Here is an 18,011-nt window from a genome sequence, read left to right as displayed (position 1 = left end):
AGGACGGACGACGGGCCGTCCTCACATGTGCGGCGCCGGGATCCGGGTGACCTTCTCCGGGGAGGAGGTGTCCCCGTCGCCCCACCCGCGGGCGCGGGCCGCCTCGGCGAACCGGGGACATCCCAGGTAGGTGAAGGCTGCCGGAGCATTGGGCACCAGCCCGGGGATCAACGCCCGCACCACCCGAAGAGAGGTCTGGGCCACGTCGGAGGTCGTCAGATCGCAGGTGTGCACCTCCCGCCCGTCCGCCCGCAGCCGCTCGTACACCTCAGCTGTGGTGACCGGCGCGAACTCCTCGATGGGCAGCACTCCGCGGGCAGGGTCGGTGAATCGGCGGGCCAGGTGATGGGTGCGCGGATCCTGCCACACCTGGACATGGGCGCCCAGGTCGCGGACATGCTGCATCGTCGGCCCGGCCGCATCCAGGTAGAGGCCGTCCGCCCGATGCTCCAGGTGCAGGCCCCGCGCCATCAACCCCTGGTCGATCGCGCGGAAGACCCACCCGTCGCCCGCGGTGGTGCCCTGCGTGTAGATCCAGGTGTGCACCGCCTCCAGCACGGCCTTGCGGGCCGCCTCGGCCGGGTCGAGCTTGCAGGAGAAACCGGCCGCGTAGATCCCCGTCCGCCGGTCGTGCACGAGGGCGCCCATGCACGGCGCGTACTCGGAGGGCATGTCCACGATCCAGTAGGTGAGCGGGCAGCCGGCCATCGCCTCGGCCAGCCCGGGCACACTGTCCGGGTCGACCCCGACGGTCGGCCCGCCCAGATGCCACCACACCTCCAGGGCGTCACGTTCGAGGATCTCCAGGACGGCGCGGTCGGTGGCGTCCTGGACGCCCTGCCCGGTGGCGATCCCGGCGTAGTTCAGGTGCAGGACTCTGGGCAGGTGGCGGAAGCGCCGCTGCCGCCAGTTCAGGTGCACCATCGCGCTGGGCCACCAGCACGCGGTCGCGTCCTCCCGTCGGCACCGGGCCCACAGGGTCGGGGTGCCCTCGGTCAACGGCGTGTATTCGAACCCGGGACGGGCGGTCTGCCAGTCCGCCCAGGACGGCAGGTCGGACAGTGCGATGACGTCCAGGCCGTCGGCGCGCAGTTCCCGCCGGGTGGCGACCCGCAGCAGATCGGGGTCGAGGGTTTCGGGCAGGTAGTTCCCGCAGTACCGTTCGACGGCCTCCCCGATCGCGGCGATCCGGGCCCCGGCGGGGTCGCCGAAGGTCGTGCCCAGGGAGACCCGGTCGGCCGGCCAGTCGCCCAGGTGGCGGGCGTCGGCCACCGAGGCCGTCATGGAGGTGTAGGCCGCCGGGGCGTGTTCGGGGGTCAGGACGTCTTTCACCGAGCGGATCACACCGGTCAGTGGGTCGACGAGGGTCTCGATCGGGAGGGCGCTCATCGCTGGGACCTTTCTTCCCGGGGCCGGACGGCGGCGCGAGCGGCGACGTCCAGGTAGTCGTTCAGGGGCAGGGTGTGGGCGTGCCCGTCGGGGGTGACGACGGTGGCCCTGCCGTCCTCACCCCCGACGGACACGTGCTCGGGGTGGTGGACGGGGGCGGGCAGCTGCGGGTGTCCGCCGGCGGCGAGTCTGTGGTTCAGCCAGGCGCGCAGCGGGGCCCGGAGTCCTCCTCGGGTGCGGATCGCTGCTCCGACGGGGTGCTCGGCGGGCAGGTCGGCGAGCAGACGGTGCCCCCAGGGGCCGTCGAGGACGCTGACCGGTCTTCCGGCGGTGTGGAATTCCTGGACGAGCCGGTGGGCGTCCTCGCGGAGGGGGCAGTGTGCACCGGTGACGACGAGGACGGGGGCGCTGCCGGGGAGGGCCCACCGGGTCAGGTCGGTGCGGGGTGCCGACCACAGCCGCATCCATGCCTGATGTGCTCCCGGGCCGTAGTCCTCGTCGGGGAAGAGGGCGTCGGGGCCGTCGGTGTGGGCGACGGCGGTCCGTCGGTCGAGTTCGTCGGCGGGCAGGGGGGTCCGGGGGGTGCGGGAGAGGCCGTGTTCGTGCCACCAGCCGATGCGTTCACGCCAGCGGGGGGTGCCGTCGGCGTCGTGGGCGGTCTCCCACAGGCCGAGGGCGGGCACCATGAGCACGACGGCGACGATGCGGTCGGCGCGGTCGGCGCGGTCGGCGCGGTCGGCGCGGTCGGCGCGGTCGGCGTCGAGGGCGGCGCGTTCGCATTCCAGGGCGGTGAAGGCTTCGTATGAGGCGCCGGCGAGGACGACGGGGCGCCGGTGGCGCGCGCGGTTCTGTCCGGGGGAGTCGTCGAGCTGGTCGAGTCGGTCGAGGGTGGCCAGTCCGTCGCGGGCTTCGTGGCCGCCGTAGGGTTCCCATCGGCCGGGGGAGTCGTACCGTCCGCGGACGTCCTGGGCGGTCAGGTCGAGTCCGTGGCCGGCCCAGGAGCGGGCGGCGGGGGATCGCCGACCGTAGGGGGTGCGCAGCAGGATGTGCGCGGGGGCGTGCGGTACGCGGTGCCGGTCGGTGGCGAGCCCGGCGATCTCGGCGAACCGGGTGTTCCTGGCAGGTCCGTCGGCGACGGGCGGCCGGGCGGCGGCCGTGGCGTGTCCGGTGGCGCTCGCGGGGGTCACGTGGAGGGGGCGCGTGGGGGCAGGGGCGCGGGTTCGGGGAATCCCAGTACGGGGTGGGTACTGGTGGTGCCGGTGATGTGGTCGTGTCGCCACAGGGTGCGTCGGTGGGCCGGGCGGGTGCCGGGGCCGGTCCATTCGGCGTGGAGGATGTCGACGATGCGGTGGACGATGCGCCAGGTGGTGGATTCGTCGAGGTGGTCGAGGTCGTCGCCGGGGTCGTGTTGTTGCCACCAGGTGAGTTGTTCGCGGGGGGCTTGGCTGGCGGCGAGTCTGCGTCGAGTGACTTGGCTTGCGGTGGGGTCGTCGGGGGCGACGTGCAGGGGGTCGACGAACCAGAGGTCGCCTTCGCGGTAGATGTGGGTGTTGGCGTGGGCGGCGGTCAGGGGGCGGGTGGCGCGGCGGGTGTGGTCGTGGTCGAGGACAACGAGGGCGTCGGCGGGTCGGGTGGGTGGTTCGCCGAGGGTGATGTCGATCTGGTGTCGGCGGAGGGTGTCGGCGATGCGGTCGAGCAGGGGGTGGGTGGCGTGTCCCGGGGTGTGCAGGTGGAGGTGGCGGGGTCCGCAGTCGGCCCAGGTTGCGCGGCGGTCGTGGAGGTGGTGGATCTGGGCGGTGATCTGTTCGGGGGCGGGTTCGCCGTTGAGTCTGAACCAGCGGCCGTCGCCGGTGCGGACGGCGGTGCCCTCGGGGGTGCGGACGAGGTCGGGTGCCGGGGTCGCCTGCATGCTCTGGCCTCTCGTGGGGTGGGCTGAGGGGTGGACCCCCGGGAGACACAGGACGTTTCCCGGGGGTCCGATCGGTTCCGGCCGGTGGCCGGCTCGTGCCCCGATCAGTCGAAGGGGTTCTCCACGAGGGCGTTCGAGTGGCTGGCGGATTCGTGGGCCAGCTGCTCGGTCTCCTCGATCTCGGTCATGACCTGAATGACTTCGTTCTGCATGACGTACTCCTTCTGGTTGCCCGATTCCCGGTCGGCCTCAGGGTTGAGGGCCTGCGGTCCCGGGAGCCGAGGCCGCCACTCTAATGAGAATGAATCTCGTATGCAATAAGGTGATTTCATGCGGAATGCCGACCTGCCCGGCCCCCGGCTCCTCGTCGCCGACCACTGCGCGGGCACCATCCACCTCATCGACCCAGCTCATCCGGCCGCAGACGAAAGTACACGCCTATCAGGAAAATTCGGTCTCTCCGAGCATGCCGGCGTCCTCCAACTCCCCGATGGCACCCTCGCCTTCGTCGACGATCTCATCGGTCGGACGATCCTGATCGACCCCCGACGACCCGCACCCCGGGCGATCACCGCCGCCATCCCCGTCGCCACCCCCGCAGAACATTTCGCCGCCGACCCCACCGGCCGCCACCTCGTCGTCACCACCGGCCTCGGCGCCAACCCCGAACCCTGGAGCGACCTGCTCACCGTCATCGACCTCACCGACCCCCACCAACCCGACGCCCGCCGCATCCGCTGCCGCACCGGCGAACCCGGCGTCGTCATCCACGGAACCGGTGACAACGCCCGGATCGTCCTGCGCCACCGCGAACCCGGATCCCTCGAGATCATCCGACTGACCGACGTCCTGGCCGCGCCCAAAGGCAACCCCCGACTCCGCGGCACCGACCACCCCGGCTCCGACGACAGCGCCCACGGCGACCTCCTCCTCCCCGGGACCGACCACCTCCTCGTCGCCGAGACCACCGGCGTCCGCCGCTGGACACTCACCGGCGACACCCCTGGACCCGAGGGCACCCTGCCCTGGCAGGCACCCGGACGCGGATGGTTCCTCCGCTGGTCACACACCCTGCAGCGAGCCCTCAGCGTGGTCCGCTCCGGCGGCGGCGACCCCCTTTCCTGGCAGACCTGGGGCAATGCCCTGTGGATCCACGACCCCCGACGCGAAAACACCCACGCCGTCGACCTCGGCCCCGGCCTGATCTTCCGCTGCGCACCCCTCGCCGGCGGCGTCGCCCTCACCCGCGTCCACCCCGACGGCGACGAGATCATCGTGGTCACCGTCCCGGACGACGACACCCCGCCCCGCCTCGGACGGCGCATCCCCCTGCCCGCCATGAACACCCCACCCCGCCCCGGGCACTCCCCCTGGGAGAACGCCCAACGACGTTCCGTCACCGCCGACCCGCACGGCACCCTGGTCGCCGTCACCTCCGGCGGCGACGGGATCCTCCACCTCGTCGACACCGCAGCACCTCAGGGCGGACACCGTCAGGTGGGCTGGCCCACCCCACTCGACCTCGGCGGACTCCTCGCCTGGTGCGACAACCGACCCCACCCGCAGGTCGACGGCGTCGGACGCTGACATGCCGACCCGGCCCCCGACGCGGAGGACGACCCCCGCGCCGTCGACGACCCCCGACCCCCTCCCCACCGCCTGCGCGGAGATCATCACCCGATGGGCCGCCACCCCGGCCTTCGGCGCCCCCGTCGGCGCAGGCGGCCGGATCGTCCAATGCGTCCGTCCCCCCGGCGCCGACCGATTCCTCCTCCTGTACGGGAGGAAACCCGACCTGCCCTGCACCGCCTGGCGGGCGAGCCTGCCCGACCACGCCCTTCGACTCCCCGACGGACAACGCCCGCTGCGGATCGCCCTGCACCACGACGGAACCGGCTATGTCACCCTCGCCGGGCCCGGCGCCGACCACGGACGTCTCGCCCGCATCCGCGTCGGCGAACCCGCCGTCACCGTCCTCGACGGGCCCCCGATCCGCCCGGCCCAACTGGCCCTCGACCCCACCACCGGAACCGCCGTCACCCTCACCGCGCGCAGCGCACTCCTCCACCGGCCCGACGGCAGCCACACCGAACTGCCCCTGCCCGACGGAACCACCGGCACAGGAACCCGCGTGACCAGCGGGCCGTCCGGCGTCACCCTGGTCAACGCCACCGGCGGACGCCCCACCCTGTGGCGGCTCCACCCCGGCAGCTCGACAGCGGACGCCCATTGGGCGTCCCGCCCCCTCGACCTGCCTCCCGGCACCGGACGTCTCCTCAACTGCCCGGCCGGATATCTCCTCCTCGGCCAGGAGGTGACCCTGCTCCCCGAGACCGGCGGCGCCCCCGCCCGCCGTCTGCGGCTGCCCGCCGGGAGCATCGGCGCCGACGTCCGCGCGATCACCGGGAGCGACACCCACTGGGCCCTGGCCGTCGACCGTCCCGTCACCGACACCACCGGCGCGGTCGACACCACCGGTGGCACCGGCAACCTCGACCCGGCGACCGTCCTCTACGTCGCGGAACGACCCGGCCCTGACTACTCGGACCCGGACCCGCCCGCCCGAGCCGACCGATGGCAGGAGATCGTCCGCCTCGCACCCGGGGAGCGGCTGGCCGAATGGGCGCTCGTCGACGACCGGCTGTGGTGGTCGGTCGGTTCTCCGCTGTCGCCCTGCAGGGCGCGGACGGCACTCCTCGACGGTTCGGAAACCGTTCTTGGGCAACAAAATTCAGGGGATTCTCTGGTGCTCGACATGTTCCGGGTCGTCGCCGGCGACGGGGTCGCGATCACCGTCCCCCGCGCCAGGCCGGCTCCCCCGACAAGCGGTCCGCCCACCCCGACCAGCGGACCACCCACCCCGACAAGCGGACCACCCACCCCGACAAGCGGACCACCCACCCCGACGCCCGGACAGCACACCGCAGCCGCCGAACAGCCCACGACGTCCGACACCGCCACGACCGGGAGCACCGCGATCTCTCCGATCCTGCTCACCTGCTACGGCGGCTTCGGGGTCACCCACCAGCTGGAGACGGCCCCGACCGCGCTCGCCTGGGCCGCCCTCGGCGGGACGACCGCGGCCGCTCAGGTGCGCGGCGGCGGCGAACGTGGCCCGGCCTGGCATCGCGCCGGATCGGGAACGGCCAAGGGGCGCGCCGTCGACGACCTGGTCGACGTCATCGACGCCCTCGGCGCAGGAGGCGCTCCGATCGTGCTGGTCGGGGCGTCGCACGGTGGTTGGCTGGCCGCTTCGGCGGCCTTACGCCGTCCCGGTCTGGCCGGGCTGGTCCTGACCGCGCCCCTGTTGGATGTCGTCGATCTGCGGGACAGGCACCCGTACGGGCGGCATTGGGAGGCGGAGTTCGGGGTGGGCGAGCCCGGTGTCGACCTGGTTGCCCTGTCGCCGGTGCGGGTCCTCGAGGCCGCTCCGGACGATGTGGCCCCGCCGCCTTGTCTGGTCTTCTCCCCGCAGGCGGACGCCCGGGTCGATCCTGGTGACGCCGTCCGGTGGGTCCGCGAGTCGGCCCGGCGTGGCGTCGAGGCCACCCTGCGGGCGACCCCGGCCGGTCACAGCGGGAACGGCCGGGTCGCCGCCGACGCCCGACTGGTCGAGATCCTGACGTGTGCGCACCGGTGGGTTCGCGACGTCAGACCCCGGCCTTGATCGGTCGTCGTCGGGTCAGCGGGTGCCCTTCACCCCGTCCGGGCGGACGACCATCGCCGACCCGCCGCCGCCCCGCGCCGGTTCGGCTCCGGCGTCGAAGCGGCCGTTGCCCAGGATGCGGATCGCGGTGCCCCGGCCGATGTGGGTGACCGGTTTCATCGGCTGGCCCGCTGCGGCGAGCGCGCGGCCGACCGGGCTGTTGATGAGGGAGGGTTCGGCGGTGGCCCCGGTGTTGCGTGAGGAGATCCGGGGGGCGCCCAGGGCGTTGGCCGCATTCTTGTTCCGGTCGATGATCCCGGTGATGGTCTGTGCGGTCGTGGTGATGATGGTCGCGCCACCGGCGGCGCCTGCGGCGATCACGGGTCGTCCGTCCTTGAACAGGATCGACGGGCTGATGGAGGATCGCGGACGTTTGCCCGGTGCGGGCAGGTTCGGGTCGGGGACGCCCGGGGTCATCGGGGCGAAGTTGAAGTCGGTGAGTTCGTTGTTCAGCAGGAAGCCGTAGCCGGGGACGACCATGCCGTTGCCGCCGAACTGTTCGATGGTCAGGGTGTAGGAGGCGACATTGCCCCATTTGTCGGCGACGGTCAGGTGGGTGGTGGCCTGTCCGTCGTTGACCTTGCCGGGTTTGCCTTTGGCGGGGGGTGTGCAGTCGCCGTATTTCCCGTCGGGGTTGCCGAAGGCGATCGGCCGGGCCTGGGCTTTGCCGGGGGTGAATCCGCAGGCGCGTTCGGCGGCGAAGCCTGGGGAGACGAGTTCGCCGCGGGGCACGCCGGGGAGGTCGCCGACCCATCGGTTGCGGTCGGCGAAGGCGGTGGCGGTGGCTTCGGCGAACCGGTGGTAGTACTGGGCCTCGTCGACGGCGGAGAGCGGTGTCCCGGTCTTCTTCTCGTAGGCCTCCAGCAGGTTCAGGGTCTCGGCGACGGCCACTCCGCCGGAGGAGGATCCGCCCATCCCGTAGTAGTCGTGCCCCTTGTACGTGCTCTTCACGGGGGTGGGGGTCTTCGTGCGATAGGCGGCCAGGTCGGCCATGGTCATGCCCCCGGCGGGTACCTGCACTCCCGGTGCGGTGCGGGGGCGGTTGACGGTGTCGACGATGGCTTTGCCGATCTGGCCGTGGTACATGGCGGCCGGTCCGTGGCGGCGCAGCTCGCCGTAGGCCTTGGCCAGGTCGGGTTGGCGCAGCACGGCGCCGACGTGGAGGGGTTTCCCGCCGGGCAGGAAGATCTTCGCGGTGTCGGGGAATCGGGCGAAGCGGGGGGCGTTCTCCGCGGTGGCTTTCGCGAAGTCCGCGTCGACGAGGAATCCTCGGTGGGCGATCTCCTCGGCGGGGGCGAGCATGTCTGCGAAGCTGCGGGTTCCCCAGGTGTCGAGGACGCGTTTCCAGGTGGCGGGGGTGCCTGGTACGCCGACGGACAGGCCGGAGTTCACGGCCTTGGCGAAGTTCATCGGGGCGCCCTTCTCCAGGAAGGAGGTGGCGGTGATGCTGCGGGGTGCGCTTTCCCGGCCGTCGACGGTGGAGACCTGTTTGCGGGCGGCGTCGTAGTAGACGAAGTATCCGCCGCCGCCGATCCCGTTGGCGTACGGTTCGACGACGCCCAGTGCGGCTGCGGTGGCCACGGCGGCGTCGGCGGCATTGCCGCCACGGGCGAGGACGTCGATGCCGACCTGGCTGGCGACGGGGTCGACGCTGGTCACGGCGCCGCCGCTGCCGGTCATGGTGGCGACCTTGGGGGTGCGTTCGACGACGGGGCCGGGGCGGGTGTGCGCGGCGGTGCGGGGGTCGGCGTGCGGTGTCGTGTTGATGGGGACGGACGCGGTGGCGGTGGCGGGTAGGGCCAGCGCGAGGATCACGGTGCTGCTGAGGGTGGTCGCGGTGCGACGTCGTACGGTCTTCCGGGCGGTCATGGCGTGACATTAGGTCCATGAACTCGCTAGGTAAAGAGGAGAACTCATTATTCGGTCAGGTGTTCGGCCCGGGGTGGGGTCTTTTTCGTGAGTGCGCGGGCGAAGGGTGGTGCCTCCGGTTGGGTGTTCTCCGGGGCGTCCGGTGATTGCCGTCTCTCTTCGCCTTGGTAACCCTGTCGCAGCGCCGATCTGGTGGCTGAACCGACTGCGATGAGCAGGTGGATGGACCCGGGAGTCTCACAGATGCCACTTTTTCCCCGCCGACGGGCGCCGATCGTCGATGCGTCGACGGTCGATCTGCCGGATCTGCAGATCCTGGCCGAGCTGGTCCGGACCTGTACCCGGGCGGATACCTATGACGATGTCGTCGATCGTGGTTTCGGGGCGGTGGTCCGTGACACGGGGTGGACCTTCGGGTTGGTCTGGCATATCGCACCGGGTGAGAAGCAGCTGACCTGGTATCGCTCGGTGGGTTCGGTGCCTGCGTTGTTGCGGGGGCGGAGCGCGGATTTCGAGTACCGCTTCGGTGAGGGGGCGGCCGGTCGGGCGTGGGCGACGAAGGATGTCGTCTTCGTCCCTGATGCGTCCCGGGCGGAGGGGGTGGCGGCGCGGGCTGCGGTGGCGGCGGGGGTCGTCTGTGCCTTGGCTCTGCCGTTGGTGGAGGACGACCGGGTGGTCGGGGTGTTGGAGTTCGTCGGGGACAGCCCGCAGGATCCGAGCATCGTCCCGGTGATGAGCATCGTGGGGTGCACCTTGGGCCAGACGTTGACCCGGTTGCACGCGGTGGAGCGGATCGAGGCGTCGAGGGTCGACCTGAAGGCGACGAGTGCGGTGCTGCACAACGTGAACACCGCTGAGGACGAACGTGCTGCGATGCGGGCCGCGTTGGACACCATCCGGACGGAGTTCGGGTGGGCGTACGGGTCGGTGTGGCGGGTCGACGAGCGGGGCGTGCTGGCTTTCGACGTGGAGTCGGGGGATGCGGGTGCGGAGTTCCGTGAGGTGACGCGGACGTCGACCTTCGCGAAGGGGGTGGGGCTGGCCGGACGGACGTGGAGTACCGGCGACCTGGTGTTCGAGCCGGACATGGCTCAGGTCACCGACTGTGTGCGGGCGCCGGCTGCCGGCCGGGCGGGGGTGCGGGCCGGGGTCTGTCTGCCCTTGCGGATCGACGGCCAGATCGTCGGCACCATGGACTTCTTCAGCACGAAAGCGATGACGCTCAGCGAGGACCGGGTGGAGGCGCTGCGCAATACGGCTTTCCTGGTGTCGGATTCGTTGGGCAGGCAGCGTTCGTCGATGCGGATCCGGAAGGCGGGCGAGGATCTGTTGGCGTCGATCACCGAGGTGGAGCGGCATGTCGCGGAGGCGGCTCGGGTGGCCGCGGAGGCGGCGCGGATCACGCACGAGGCGTCGGCGGTCGTGGAGCGGCTGGCGTCCTCCAGCCGGGAGATCGGTGACGTCGTGAAGGTGATCACGGGGATCGCCGAGCAGACGAATCTGTTGGCGTTGAACGCGACGATCGAGGCCGCGCGGGCGGGGGATACGGGCAAGGGGTTCGCCGTGGTCGCCGGGGAGGTGAAGGACCTGGCCCAGGAGACCGCGAAGGCGACCGAGGAGGTCGAGGAGAAGGTGCAGGCGATCCAGGCGGATGCGAGCAGCGTGGTCCAGGCCTTGCACCGGGTTTCGGAGACGGTGGCGCGGATCAACGACGTCCAGCGCAGCATCGGCGGGGTGCTCGGTGAACAGCACAGGACGACGCGCAGCGTGCTGGGTCACGGTTGATCGTCGGATGCCTGGGCCGTCGGGTTCTGGGGTGCCTGACGGCCCAGGCCCTTGACGCCCGGGAGGAGCCGGCCCGGACGTCAAGGGGGAGTGGTCAGCCCAGGGTGACCTCGGTGTGTTTCATGAAGGCCAGCCGGTGCCCGAAGGAGACCAGGGCGTAGCGGTCCTTCCCGGTGATCAGGACGTGGTCGTTCGGGGTGTCCATCGAGAAGGACTTCGACCAGTAGTACGCGGTGGGCGGGTTCAGGTCGCCGACGACATATTTCTGACCGGCTTCGACCTTGTAGACCAGGGAGTTGATCTCCTGGTACCGGGAGGCGTCCTTGTAGGCGGCTTTCTCGGGGACGGCTCGTCCGTAGATCTTGGTCTTGGCGGTGGTGGTCGCGATGGTGCGTTTCTCGGTGACCTTGCGGGCCTTGGGGGCGGACGGCGGGTTGTGGAACCAGCCGAGGGTGCCCAGGTACCAGATGGCGGTCCAGTCCTTCTCGACCTTGGCGACGACGAATTCGGTTCCGGCGATGGCGCGTGCGCCGATGTCGGAGACCTGGGTGGTGGTGGGGTCGCCTTTGGGGCGGAGCCCGGGGTCGCGGACGAGTTCGGAGCTGGTGGACGGTTTGGTGTGCAGCGGGACGAAGTTGGTGTTCCCGGCTTCGCAGGGGCCGTCCTTCCCGCAGGCGGTGAGGGGTTGGGCGTTGCCCTTGAACCCGGGGAGGATCCGGATGACGTCGCCGGCCTTGATCGGGTCGGTGCTGGTGCCTTGGCTCAGGGGTGCGCCGAGGAGTTCGAAGAAGTGCTCCCAGTCCCAGAAGGGGCCCGGGTCCCAGTGCATCTTGGGGATCTGTTCGGTCTTCTCACCGGGGATCTGGTCGTGGCCGATGATGTGTGAGCGGTCCATCGGGACCTTGAGTTCTTCGCAGAGGTTCTTCACGAGTTCTGCGGAGGAGGCGTACATCGGTTCGGTGTACCAGCGGTGTCCGCGGGCGGCGTGGCCTTCGTGTTCGATGCCGATGGAGTGCATGTTGAACCACCAGCTGCCGCAGTGCCAGCCGATGTCCTGGTGTTTGAGGTGTTGGGCGACGTGGCCGTCGTTCGAGCGGATGGTGTAGTTCCAGGAGACGAACTTCGGGTCCTTGACCATCTTGATCGCGACATCCCATGAGCATTCGGTGTCATGGATGATGATGTAGTTGATGGCCGGCGCTTTGGGGCGGAATGCCCGGTCGTGGTTTCCGTAGTCTTTCTCGGATTCGCCATATTTTTCGTAGGGCGAGGGGATGATCTCGACTTTTTTCTTTTCCGCAGGTGGGGGTGCGGGTTTTTCGTCGACTCGTGATTGGAGCAGGACTTCTTTCTGGGCTTCCACGGAGCCGACCTCGCTCTTCTCCAGCACGAGGTAGCGGCCGTCTGCCATTTTTTCTTTTTGCCCTGAGGCGACGGTCTTCATGACGCGGTCGGCGAAGGTGCTCTGGGCTTCGATCGTCGACATTCCGCTGGCTCTGGCGACGGCGAGGTACCAGGCTTCGGGTTTGGTGTCGGCGCCGACGGGGTGGCCGCCCTTCTTCTGGAGGTGGGCCAGGAGTGCGGCGCCTGCTTCGACGTTCGAGGCGGCGTCGTTCCGGATCTTGTCGGCGGGGATCCCGCTGATCTTGGTGGCATTCTCCAGGGTGTCCTCGAAGGCGGCGATGTGCTTACCTGCCCGTTCGAGTCCGCGTTGGCGTTCGGCGGCGTCGATCAGGTGCATCGGTCCGAAGCCGTTGCCGACGCTGGGGCGTCCGCCGTGGTCCTGCCAGCGGCTCTGGCAGTGGGCGAAGGCGGCGAGGACGGTCACCGGGATGCCTCGTTTGTTGGAGGCGTCCTCGTAGATCTTTGTTTCTTTACTTTTTTCTTCTGCTGCGTGGCTGGTGCTGGCACCTAGCCCTATCCCCAGGGCGGCCGCACCGGACATGACGATGAAGGAACGTCTCCCCATATGGACCATTCGTTCAAAGCTCCTCACCTTGTTGATAAGGGCATTCCGGACAGTCCCCCCGAGATGCCGGGCTCTTTGTATCACAGATCTTCTGATCGGGAAATCTTGTTGAAATAAAGACGGTGATCTTGGTTGTGGGATAGCGGGATGTCCCTCTGCTGATCGGCACTCTAAGGAGGGGGGCTGGGTTTTTCCTGCAAGAGATCGGGGATGTTGATCTGCGCACTTTGGTTTAAATGTCGTGAATTATTTCGGTCGGGGAGCTCCGATGATGTGGGGGCAACCGGCCTGGCAAGAATGGGTGAACTCTGCTTATGAAAGCTTTGGCCTGGCTATTTACGGAAGTGAATGGTGAATACAGAGGCGCAGTAGGGCTGCGGCCTGGGCGCGGTGCGCCACCGGGCGCGTGGGGTCGGCGCGGGGCTGCCGGGAGGGATGATCCAAAGGACGGACGGAAGGTATGGGCGGAGGGCAACGAAAAGGCGCTTCGCCCCGGTGGAGTCAAGGACCTTGTCGTTCTCTGCTTCAAGTAGTGGTCGGGGTGTCAGGATTTGAACCTACGGCCTCTCCGTTCTTGACTCTGCTGGTCAGCATGGATCTTCATGTGTCCATGACGGGGGCTCTGCTTCTGCACTGTGCGCCGGGCGCTCGCGTGGAGGGGTGGAGAGAACGAACCGCCGACTCATTGTGGAGCACGAGAGCGCAGCGAAGTGGCTGTGTTAAGGGCGGCTGCAGGCCATCGCGGAGCGACGAAGGAGCCGCCGTTGTACATGTGGCCCGCGGGCGTTGCGAATGCTCAACGGCGGGCTCCGTCGGCGAACCTGACTATTGCTGCTTAGCGAGGGAAGCCTGGTAGCTGGTGACCTGTGCCTTTAAAAGCATCTCCAACTCGGCGGTGGGGACATCCGTCAGCCCCGCCCCGGTGACCATGACGATCGCTGGTCCTGTCCGGGAAAGGTAGACGATGGCAGTCCCGCTCTTCTGCTGCATACGGACTCCCATGCTGTCGTCGCCGAGTTTGGGAGCAGACATTTCTGCGACGGTCCAATTGGTGCCTTGATCGTCGGTCCATGACGTGCAGTCAGCGATGGGTCGCACGGCGGGATCCCATGCGGACTTCGCAGCTTCTGGCGACTCAAACTGGGCGATCTGGACGTTGGCGTAGTTGACGGTGAGGCCACCTCCTCGCATGAATGACCGGTCCGCCTTCTCCTTCGATGTGGTTGATTGAGGAACGGCTCCGCAGAGACCTGGCTTGTTGGTGGAGGATGTGGTGGTGCTGTTCGTCTTAGTCTCTCGACTCCAGCCGCTTGGGAGATCTTTGATCGCTAGAAGAGTAGCTTCGAGCTCTTGTTGAGTCAGGCGACGGGTCGCGGCCTTCGGGGTGGTTGTGGAAGTGGCGCTGGTGGGCGCAGGGCTGGAAGTCACGTTTCCGCACCCGGTAAGCAGGACAACGACGAGAAACACTGCTGCTTTAGCGAGTCTCATTGGTTTCCTCCAGATCTGAGCTAGATTTCTCCCAGGATCCGCCCCTGTGTCGCAGATCGCTCGGTGGATGCCTGTGACTTGAATCTCTTACACGGCGGTGGGATACGCGAAGGATGAAGGCGAATCCAGCAGCGTGAAGCGTGCGTCCTGCCCTCGGCGTACGGGTATTGCTCCCGGATGGCGACGGTTGGCGAAGCTGTTGAACCGGAGCTTCGCGTCGAGTTGAAGTTTGTGAGTCGCAAGAGAGAAATTATCCAGCGGTTAAGGGAGAATATTTGAGGTGGTGTCAGCGCATTTCCAGGCTGGATCCTCTGATGCGAGGGCCGTATGTCTCTCTGTGGGAGGGGTGGAGTGTGGACAGACGACTGAGAGGGTGGGCTATGAGCAGTAGTTCTGAAATACGCGGGTCCACGATTAATGCGCTCCTTGAGCGGGTGCGTAAGGAGCAGTATTCGAAATATCTTAAGTCGATGCGACTCGTAAAGATACGAAGCTTCACTGAGGCGTCCATTCGTTTTGATTTCCCAGTAACTGCGCTCATCGGACCCAATGGGGCAGGCAAGACCACAATCCTGGGTGCGGCTGGCCTCATTTATAAAGACGTCCTCCCGCGGCGATTTTTTGCAAAAAGCGGTCGATATGACGAGTCGATGTGTGACTGGAAGATCGAATATTCTGTTCTTGACTCTCAGGGGCAGTCATCTCAGCTCGGTACGCAGGTAAATAGAACGGCGAGCTATCTCAAGGCGAAATGGAATCGGGATGCACTCAAGCGTTCGGTCGTGGTTATTGGGATAAATAGAACCTTGCCGGCAAGCGAGCGCAAGGATCTTCGTAAATTTGTTGGCGCAGATTTTCAGAGCGACAGTGAGAAAGTCTTTGAGCAGCCAGTAATCGATGCCGTTCAGAAAATTCTGGGGAAGCCGGCGGATAAGTATCTGACTGTGAGTGCTAATTCTGGAATTGCCGAGATTTTTGCTATGCGCGACGAGGGAAAGCCTGACCTTGGGTACTCAGAGTTCCATTTCGGCGCGGGGGAGGCGAGTATTATTAGAATCGTGGGCCAGATTGAGGCGGCACCGAACGATTGCCTTATGTTGATAGAGGAGATTGAGAATGGACTCCATCCCGTTGCGGTCAGACGACTTGTAGAATACTTGATTGAAGTAGCTAAGCGTAAGTCAAGTCAGGTGATTTTTACGACGCATTCGAATGCGGCACTTGAACCACTTCCTGGCGATGCGATTTGGTCCTGCTATCGAGGGAAAATCACGCAGGGGAAGCTTGATGTGGAGGCACTTCGGACATTGACAGGTGAGGTTTCCTGCGAAGCGGCGGTCTTTACCGAAGATAGTTTCGATGAGCTCTTGGCGGAGGTCACTTTGCGGAGTCTGGTTTCTAGAAAGGGTGTGAGGCTGCAATCGATCGAAATTCATAAGGTGGGTGGTGCGGATTCCGCTAAGGAGCACACGCGCTTCCATAATGCGAATCCAACATCAACTTTTCCTGCTATTGCCCTTGTCGACGGCGACAAGCGAGTCCAGCCTAATTTCGAGTCGAAACAGGTGTCGTTTGGCGACAGGGTGGGTGCGGATTTGACTTTCGGTCCGGGTGATTTCCATCCGGAGTCGGCAATCTTTTTTGACATCTCTAATAACTTAGAAGATGGTATGAACTTGCTGGGAAAGCTGACGCAAAGACTAATGCTCGACACCCATTTCCAGTCGAAAGTGCGTGCCTCTATCATGAATAGGAGTAATACTAATAGGGATCCCCATTTGATTTTCGCTCAAGTGGGGGAGGATCTTGACTTACTGCCTGAAACTACTGTGGCTCGAGCTTTCATTTCTTTGTGGTGCGATGTTTTTCCTGAGAAGGTAGACGATTTGTGGGGGCCCGCATTAGGGTTGCTGCCATCCTGAGTATGGCTAGGCCGTCGCTAGCGCGAAAATTACTTTGTTGGATGCGGAGTACGCGGTGGCTGCTTCATGAATGACGAGGCCCGACATCCGACGCCTGCTCGACGTAACACTAGGCATGACTGGGTGCGGTCGCATAGCGTAGAAATGCCACGCCTACGTTGGCGGCTGCCTTAGCGTCTGAGGGATAGCTAGCCGATAGGAGGGAAGCTGAGATGAGAGCGCAGGCGATGGCTGTGGCCAGCAGGGCGAGATGCTCGGGCTGACGTGGGAGGCCATCGACCTCGACTCGGGGGCCGGTGATCGAGCGGCAGCTGCAGCGGGTGGACTGCGAACTGCTCTGGTGCGAGACCAAGATCGAAGTCTCGGACTCGTCTCTGCCCAGATATCGTCGCCCGCCTGCTGGAGGCTCGGAGATTGCTGCAGGAGGAGCGCCGCGATGCCGGGATCGCCTGGCGGGGCAAGCCCCGTGGCCCGTCGCTCGTGTTCACCGGACAGTACGGAACGCCGATCGACTCCCGCTCGCTCAACCGGGCCTTTACCGCTCGCTGTTCGGCGGCCGGGCGCGCGGAACGTGAATGTCCACGACGCCCGGCGTACACGCGCGACGCTCTTGGTCGACTTCGACGTCCACCCCCGAGCCATCATGTGGGTCCTGCGGCATACCAATTGCTGTCACGATGGAGGTCTATGCCAAGGCATCCTCGAATGCCACGAGGGATGCGCGTCGTCGGCTGGGGGAGGCGTTGGACTGATGAGCCGCTTGGCTACTGCTGTACTTCGGTCCAGAGCCCGAGGGTGACTGCTCGGTTAGAGCGACTTGACCTGGGAAAATGGTGGTCGGGGTGACAGGATTTGAACCTGCGGCCTCTTCGTCCCGAACGAAGCGCGCTACCAAGCTGCGCCACACCCCGTGGCTGGTCGCCGGGTGCTGACCCAGGTTGACCCTAGGAGGAACCGGCGACGACTCATGTTAGCCGATCAGGCATTGATCTTCCGAATCGGGGATGAGCGGGCGTCCAGATCGCTCCTCAGCGGTCGCGGGGAGTCAAGGTCAGCAGGGTCGCCTCAGGTCGGCAGGCGAATCTTGCTGGCGCATAAGGAGATGTGCCCAAACCTGCGGAGACGTGCATCCAGGCGGCGCTCTCCGGGGCCTCACGGTCGGGCGCCCCGTTCGCCCCGGGCCACCACCGCGACATCCCCTTGGCCCGACGACGGTCGAGATCGCAGTTGGTGACCAATGCCCCCAGGAAAGGCATCGCGATCTGCCCGCCGTGGGTGTGCCCGGCGATGATCATCCCCGCGCCGTCCCGGGTCATCGCGTTGAGAACACGCTGGTACGGGGCGTGCACCACCCCGATGGTCAGATCGGCCGACGGGTCGGCCGGCCCGGCCACCCGGTCGTAGCGGTCGAGCTGGATGTGCGGGTCGTCGACCCCGATCAGCTCCAGGTCGAGCCCGGCGATCTCCACCCGGCTGCGCACATTGTTGAGATCCAGCCACCCCTGGGAACGCAACCCGGCGACCAATTCGTCGGTGGGCAGCCGCGCGGTGGTGGGCATGCGCAATCGGTGGCGCAGGTAGATCGCCGGGTTCTTCGGCCGCGGGGCGAAGTAGTCGTTCGACCCCAGGACGAAGGCCCCGGGCAGGTCGAGGAAGGGCGCCATCGCCTCCAGGAGCGGCTCGACCGACTGCGGATGGGACAGGTTGTCGCCGGTGTTCACCACCATGTCGGGGCGTAGTCGGGCCAGTTCCTTGATCCAGGCGATCTTCCGGCGCTGCCCGGGCATCAGGTGGATGTCGGACACCTGGAGGATCCGTAGTGGTCGGGCGCCGGGCGGAAGCACCGGAGCCGAACGTTCGCGCACCACAAAGGCATTGCGTTCGATGAGTGAGGCATAGGCCAGGCAGGAGACGCCTGCGCCCACCACGGACAGGGCCGTCTTCGTCAAGGTGTTCATCGCCTCATATCCTCCC

12 protein-coding genes and 1 tRNA gene are annotated in these 18,011 nt (G+C 67.0%); 4 read left to right on the top strand and 9 right to left on the bottom strand.

The window, feature by feature from the left end; genetic code table 11:
- Nucleotides 1-21: 21 nt before the first annotated feature.
- The 4 genes from AUCHE_RS03130 to amiA form a co-directional block, all read right to left on the bottom strand.
- Nucleotides 22-1,389: a YcaO-like family protein gene (locus tag AUCHE_RS03130; RefSeq protein ID WP_006501818.1), complete on the bottom strand. Its 1,368-nt coding sequence runs from the start codon at nt 1,387-1,389 to the stop codon at nt 22-24.
- Nucleotides 1,386-2,576: a CocE/NonD family hydrolase gene (locus AUCHE_RS03125; RefSeq protein WP_006501817.1), complete on the bottom strand. Its 1,191-nt coding sequence runs from the start codon at nt 2,574-2,576 to the stop codon at nt 1,386-1,388. The genes AUCHE_RS03130 and AUCHE_RS03125 overlap by 4 nt, the downstream gene beginning before the upstream one ends.
- The gene (locus tag AUCHE_RS16895; RefSeq protein ID WP_006501816.1) at nt 2,573-3,298 is read right to left on the bottom strand and encodes a hypothetical protein; all 726 of its coding nucleotides are present in this window, start codon (nt 3,296-3,298) and stop codon (nt 2,573-2,575) included. Before AUCHE_RS16895 ends, AUCHE_RS03125 begins: the two co-directional genes overlap by 4 nt.
- A gap of 104 nt (nt 3,299-3,402) precedes the next feature.
- Complete coding sequence (gene amiA / locus AUCHE_RS17395; RefSeq protein WP_245706851.1) at nt 3,403-3,510, bottom strand: streptamidine family RiPP; 108 nt, start codon at nt 3,508-3,510, stop codon at nt 3,403-3,405.
- 118 nt (nt 3,511-3,628) lie between these two features.
- On the opposite strand from amiA, the gene AUCHE_RS03115 reads away from it, so the two are divergent.
- Together AUCHE_RS03115 and AUCHE_RS15465 are read left to right on the top strand one after the other, a co-directional pair.
- Nucleotides 3,629-4,885 (top strand): YncE family protein, encoded by a 1,257-nt coding sequence (locus tag AUCHE_RS03115; RefSeq protein ID WP_006501814.1) that lies wholly within the window; start codon nt 3,629-3,631, stop codon nt 4,883-4,885.
- A gap of 1 nt (nt 4,886) precedes the next feature.
- Complete coding sequence (locus AUCHE_RS15465) at nt 4,887-6,965, top strand: prolyl oligopeptidase family serine peptidase (protein ID WP_006501813.1); 2,079 nt, start codon at nt 4,887-4,889, stop codon at nt 6,963-6,965.
- A gap of 15 nt (nt 6,966-6,980) precedes the next feature.
- On the opposite strand, the gene ggt is transcribed toward AUCHE_RS15465, so the two are convergent.
- The gene (gene ggt, locus AUCHE_RS03105) at nt 6,981-8,873 is read right to left on the bottom strand and encodes a gamma-glutamyltransferase (RefSeq protein ID WP_006501812.1); all 1,893 of its coding nucleotides are present in this window, start codon (nt 8,871-8,873) and stop codon (nt 6,981-6,983) included.
- Nucleotides 8,874-9,116: 243 nt separating this feature from the next.
- On the opposite strand from ggt, the gene AUCHE_RS17680 reads away from it, so the two are divergent.
- Entirely contained in the window at nt 9,117-10,658 is a 1,542-nt protein-coding gene (locus AUCHE_RS17680; protein ID WP_074788521.1) for a methyl-accepting chemotaxis protein, read from the top strand.
- Between the two features lie 94 nt (nt 10,659-10,752).
- Here AUCHE_RS17680 and AUCHE_RS03095 read toward each other — a convergent pair whose 3' ends face one another.
- Nucleotides 10,753-12,627, bottom strand: a complete 1,875-nt coding sequence (locus tag AUCHE_RS03095) for an N-acetylmuramoyl-L-alanine amidase (protein ID WP_040321373.1) — start codon at nt 12,625-12,627, stop codon at nt 10,753-10,755.
- An 825-nt stretch (nt 12,628-13,452) separates the two neighbouring features.
- Entirely contained in the window at nt 13,453-14,115 is a 663-nt protein-coding gene (locus AUCHE_RS16470; RefSeq protein ID WP_006501809.1) for a hypothetical protein, read from the bottom strand.
- A gap of 380 nt (nt 14,116-14,495) precedes the next feature.
- On the opposite strand from AUCHE_RS16470, the gene AUCHE_RS03085 reads away from it, so the two are divergent.
- Nucleotides 14,496-16,037, top strand: coding sequence for an ATP-dependent nuclease (locus AUCHE_RS03085; protein ID WP_006501808.1), 1,542 nt, complete (start codon nt 14,496-14,498; stop codon nt 16,035-16,037).
- Between the two features lie 834 nt (nt 16,038-16,871).
- Here the strand turns inward: AUCHE_RS03085 and AUCHE_RS03080 are convergent.
- Nucleotides 16,872-16,948: transfer RNA gene (locus AUCHE_RS03080), tRNA-Pro, on the bottom strand.
- 117 nt (nt 16,949-17,065) lie between these two features.
- On the bottom strand, nt 17,066-17,995 hold the full coding sequence (locus tag AUCHE_RS03075) for a metallophosphoesterase (RefSeq protein WP_006501807.1): 930 nt from the start codon (nt 17,993-17,995) through the stop codon (nt 17,066-17,068).
- Nucleotides 17,996-18,011 lie beyond the last annotated feature (16 nt).

Origin of the sequence: Austwickia chelonae NBRC 105200, from assembly GCF_000298175.1 — a bacterium.
GTDB lineage: Bacteria > Actinomycetota > Actinomycetes > Actinomycetales > Dermatophilaceae > Austwickia > Austwickia chelonae.
The sequence above is the reverse complement of the archived record's forward strand: the minus strand, read 5'-3'. Positions and strand labels throughout refer to the sequence as shown.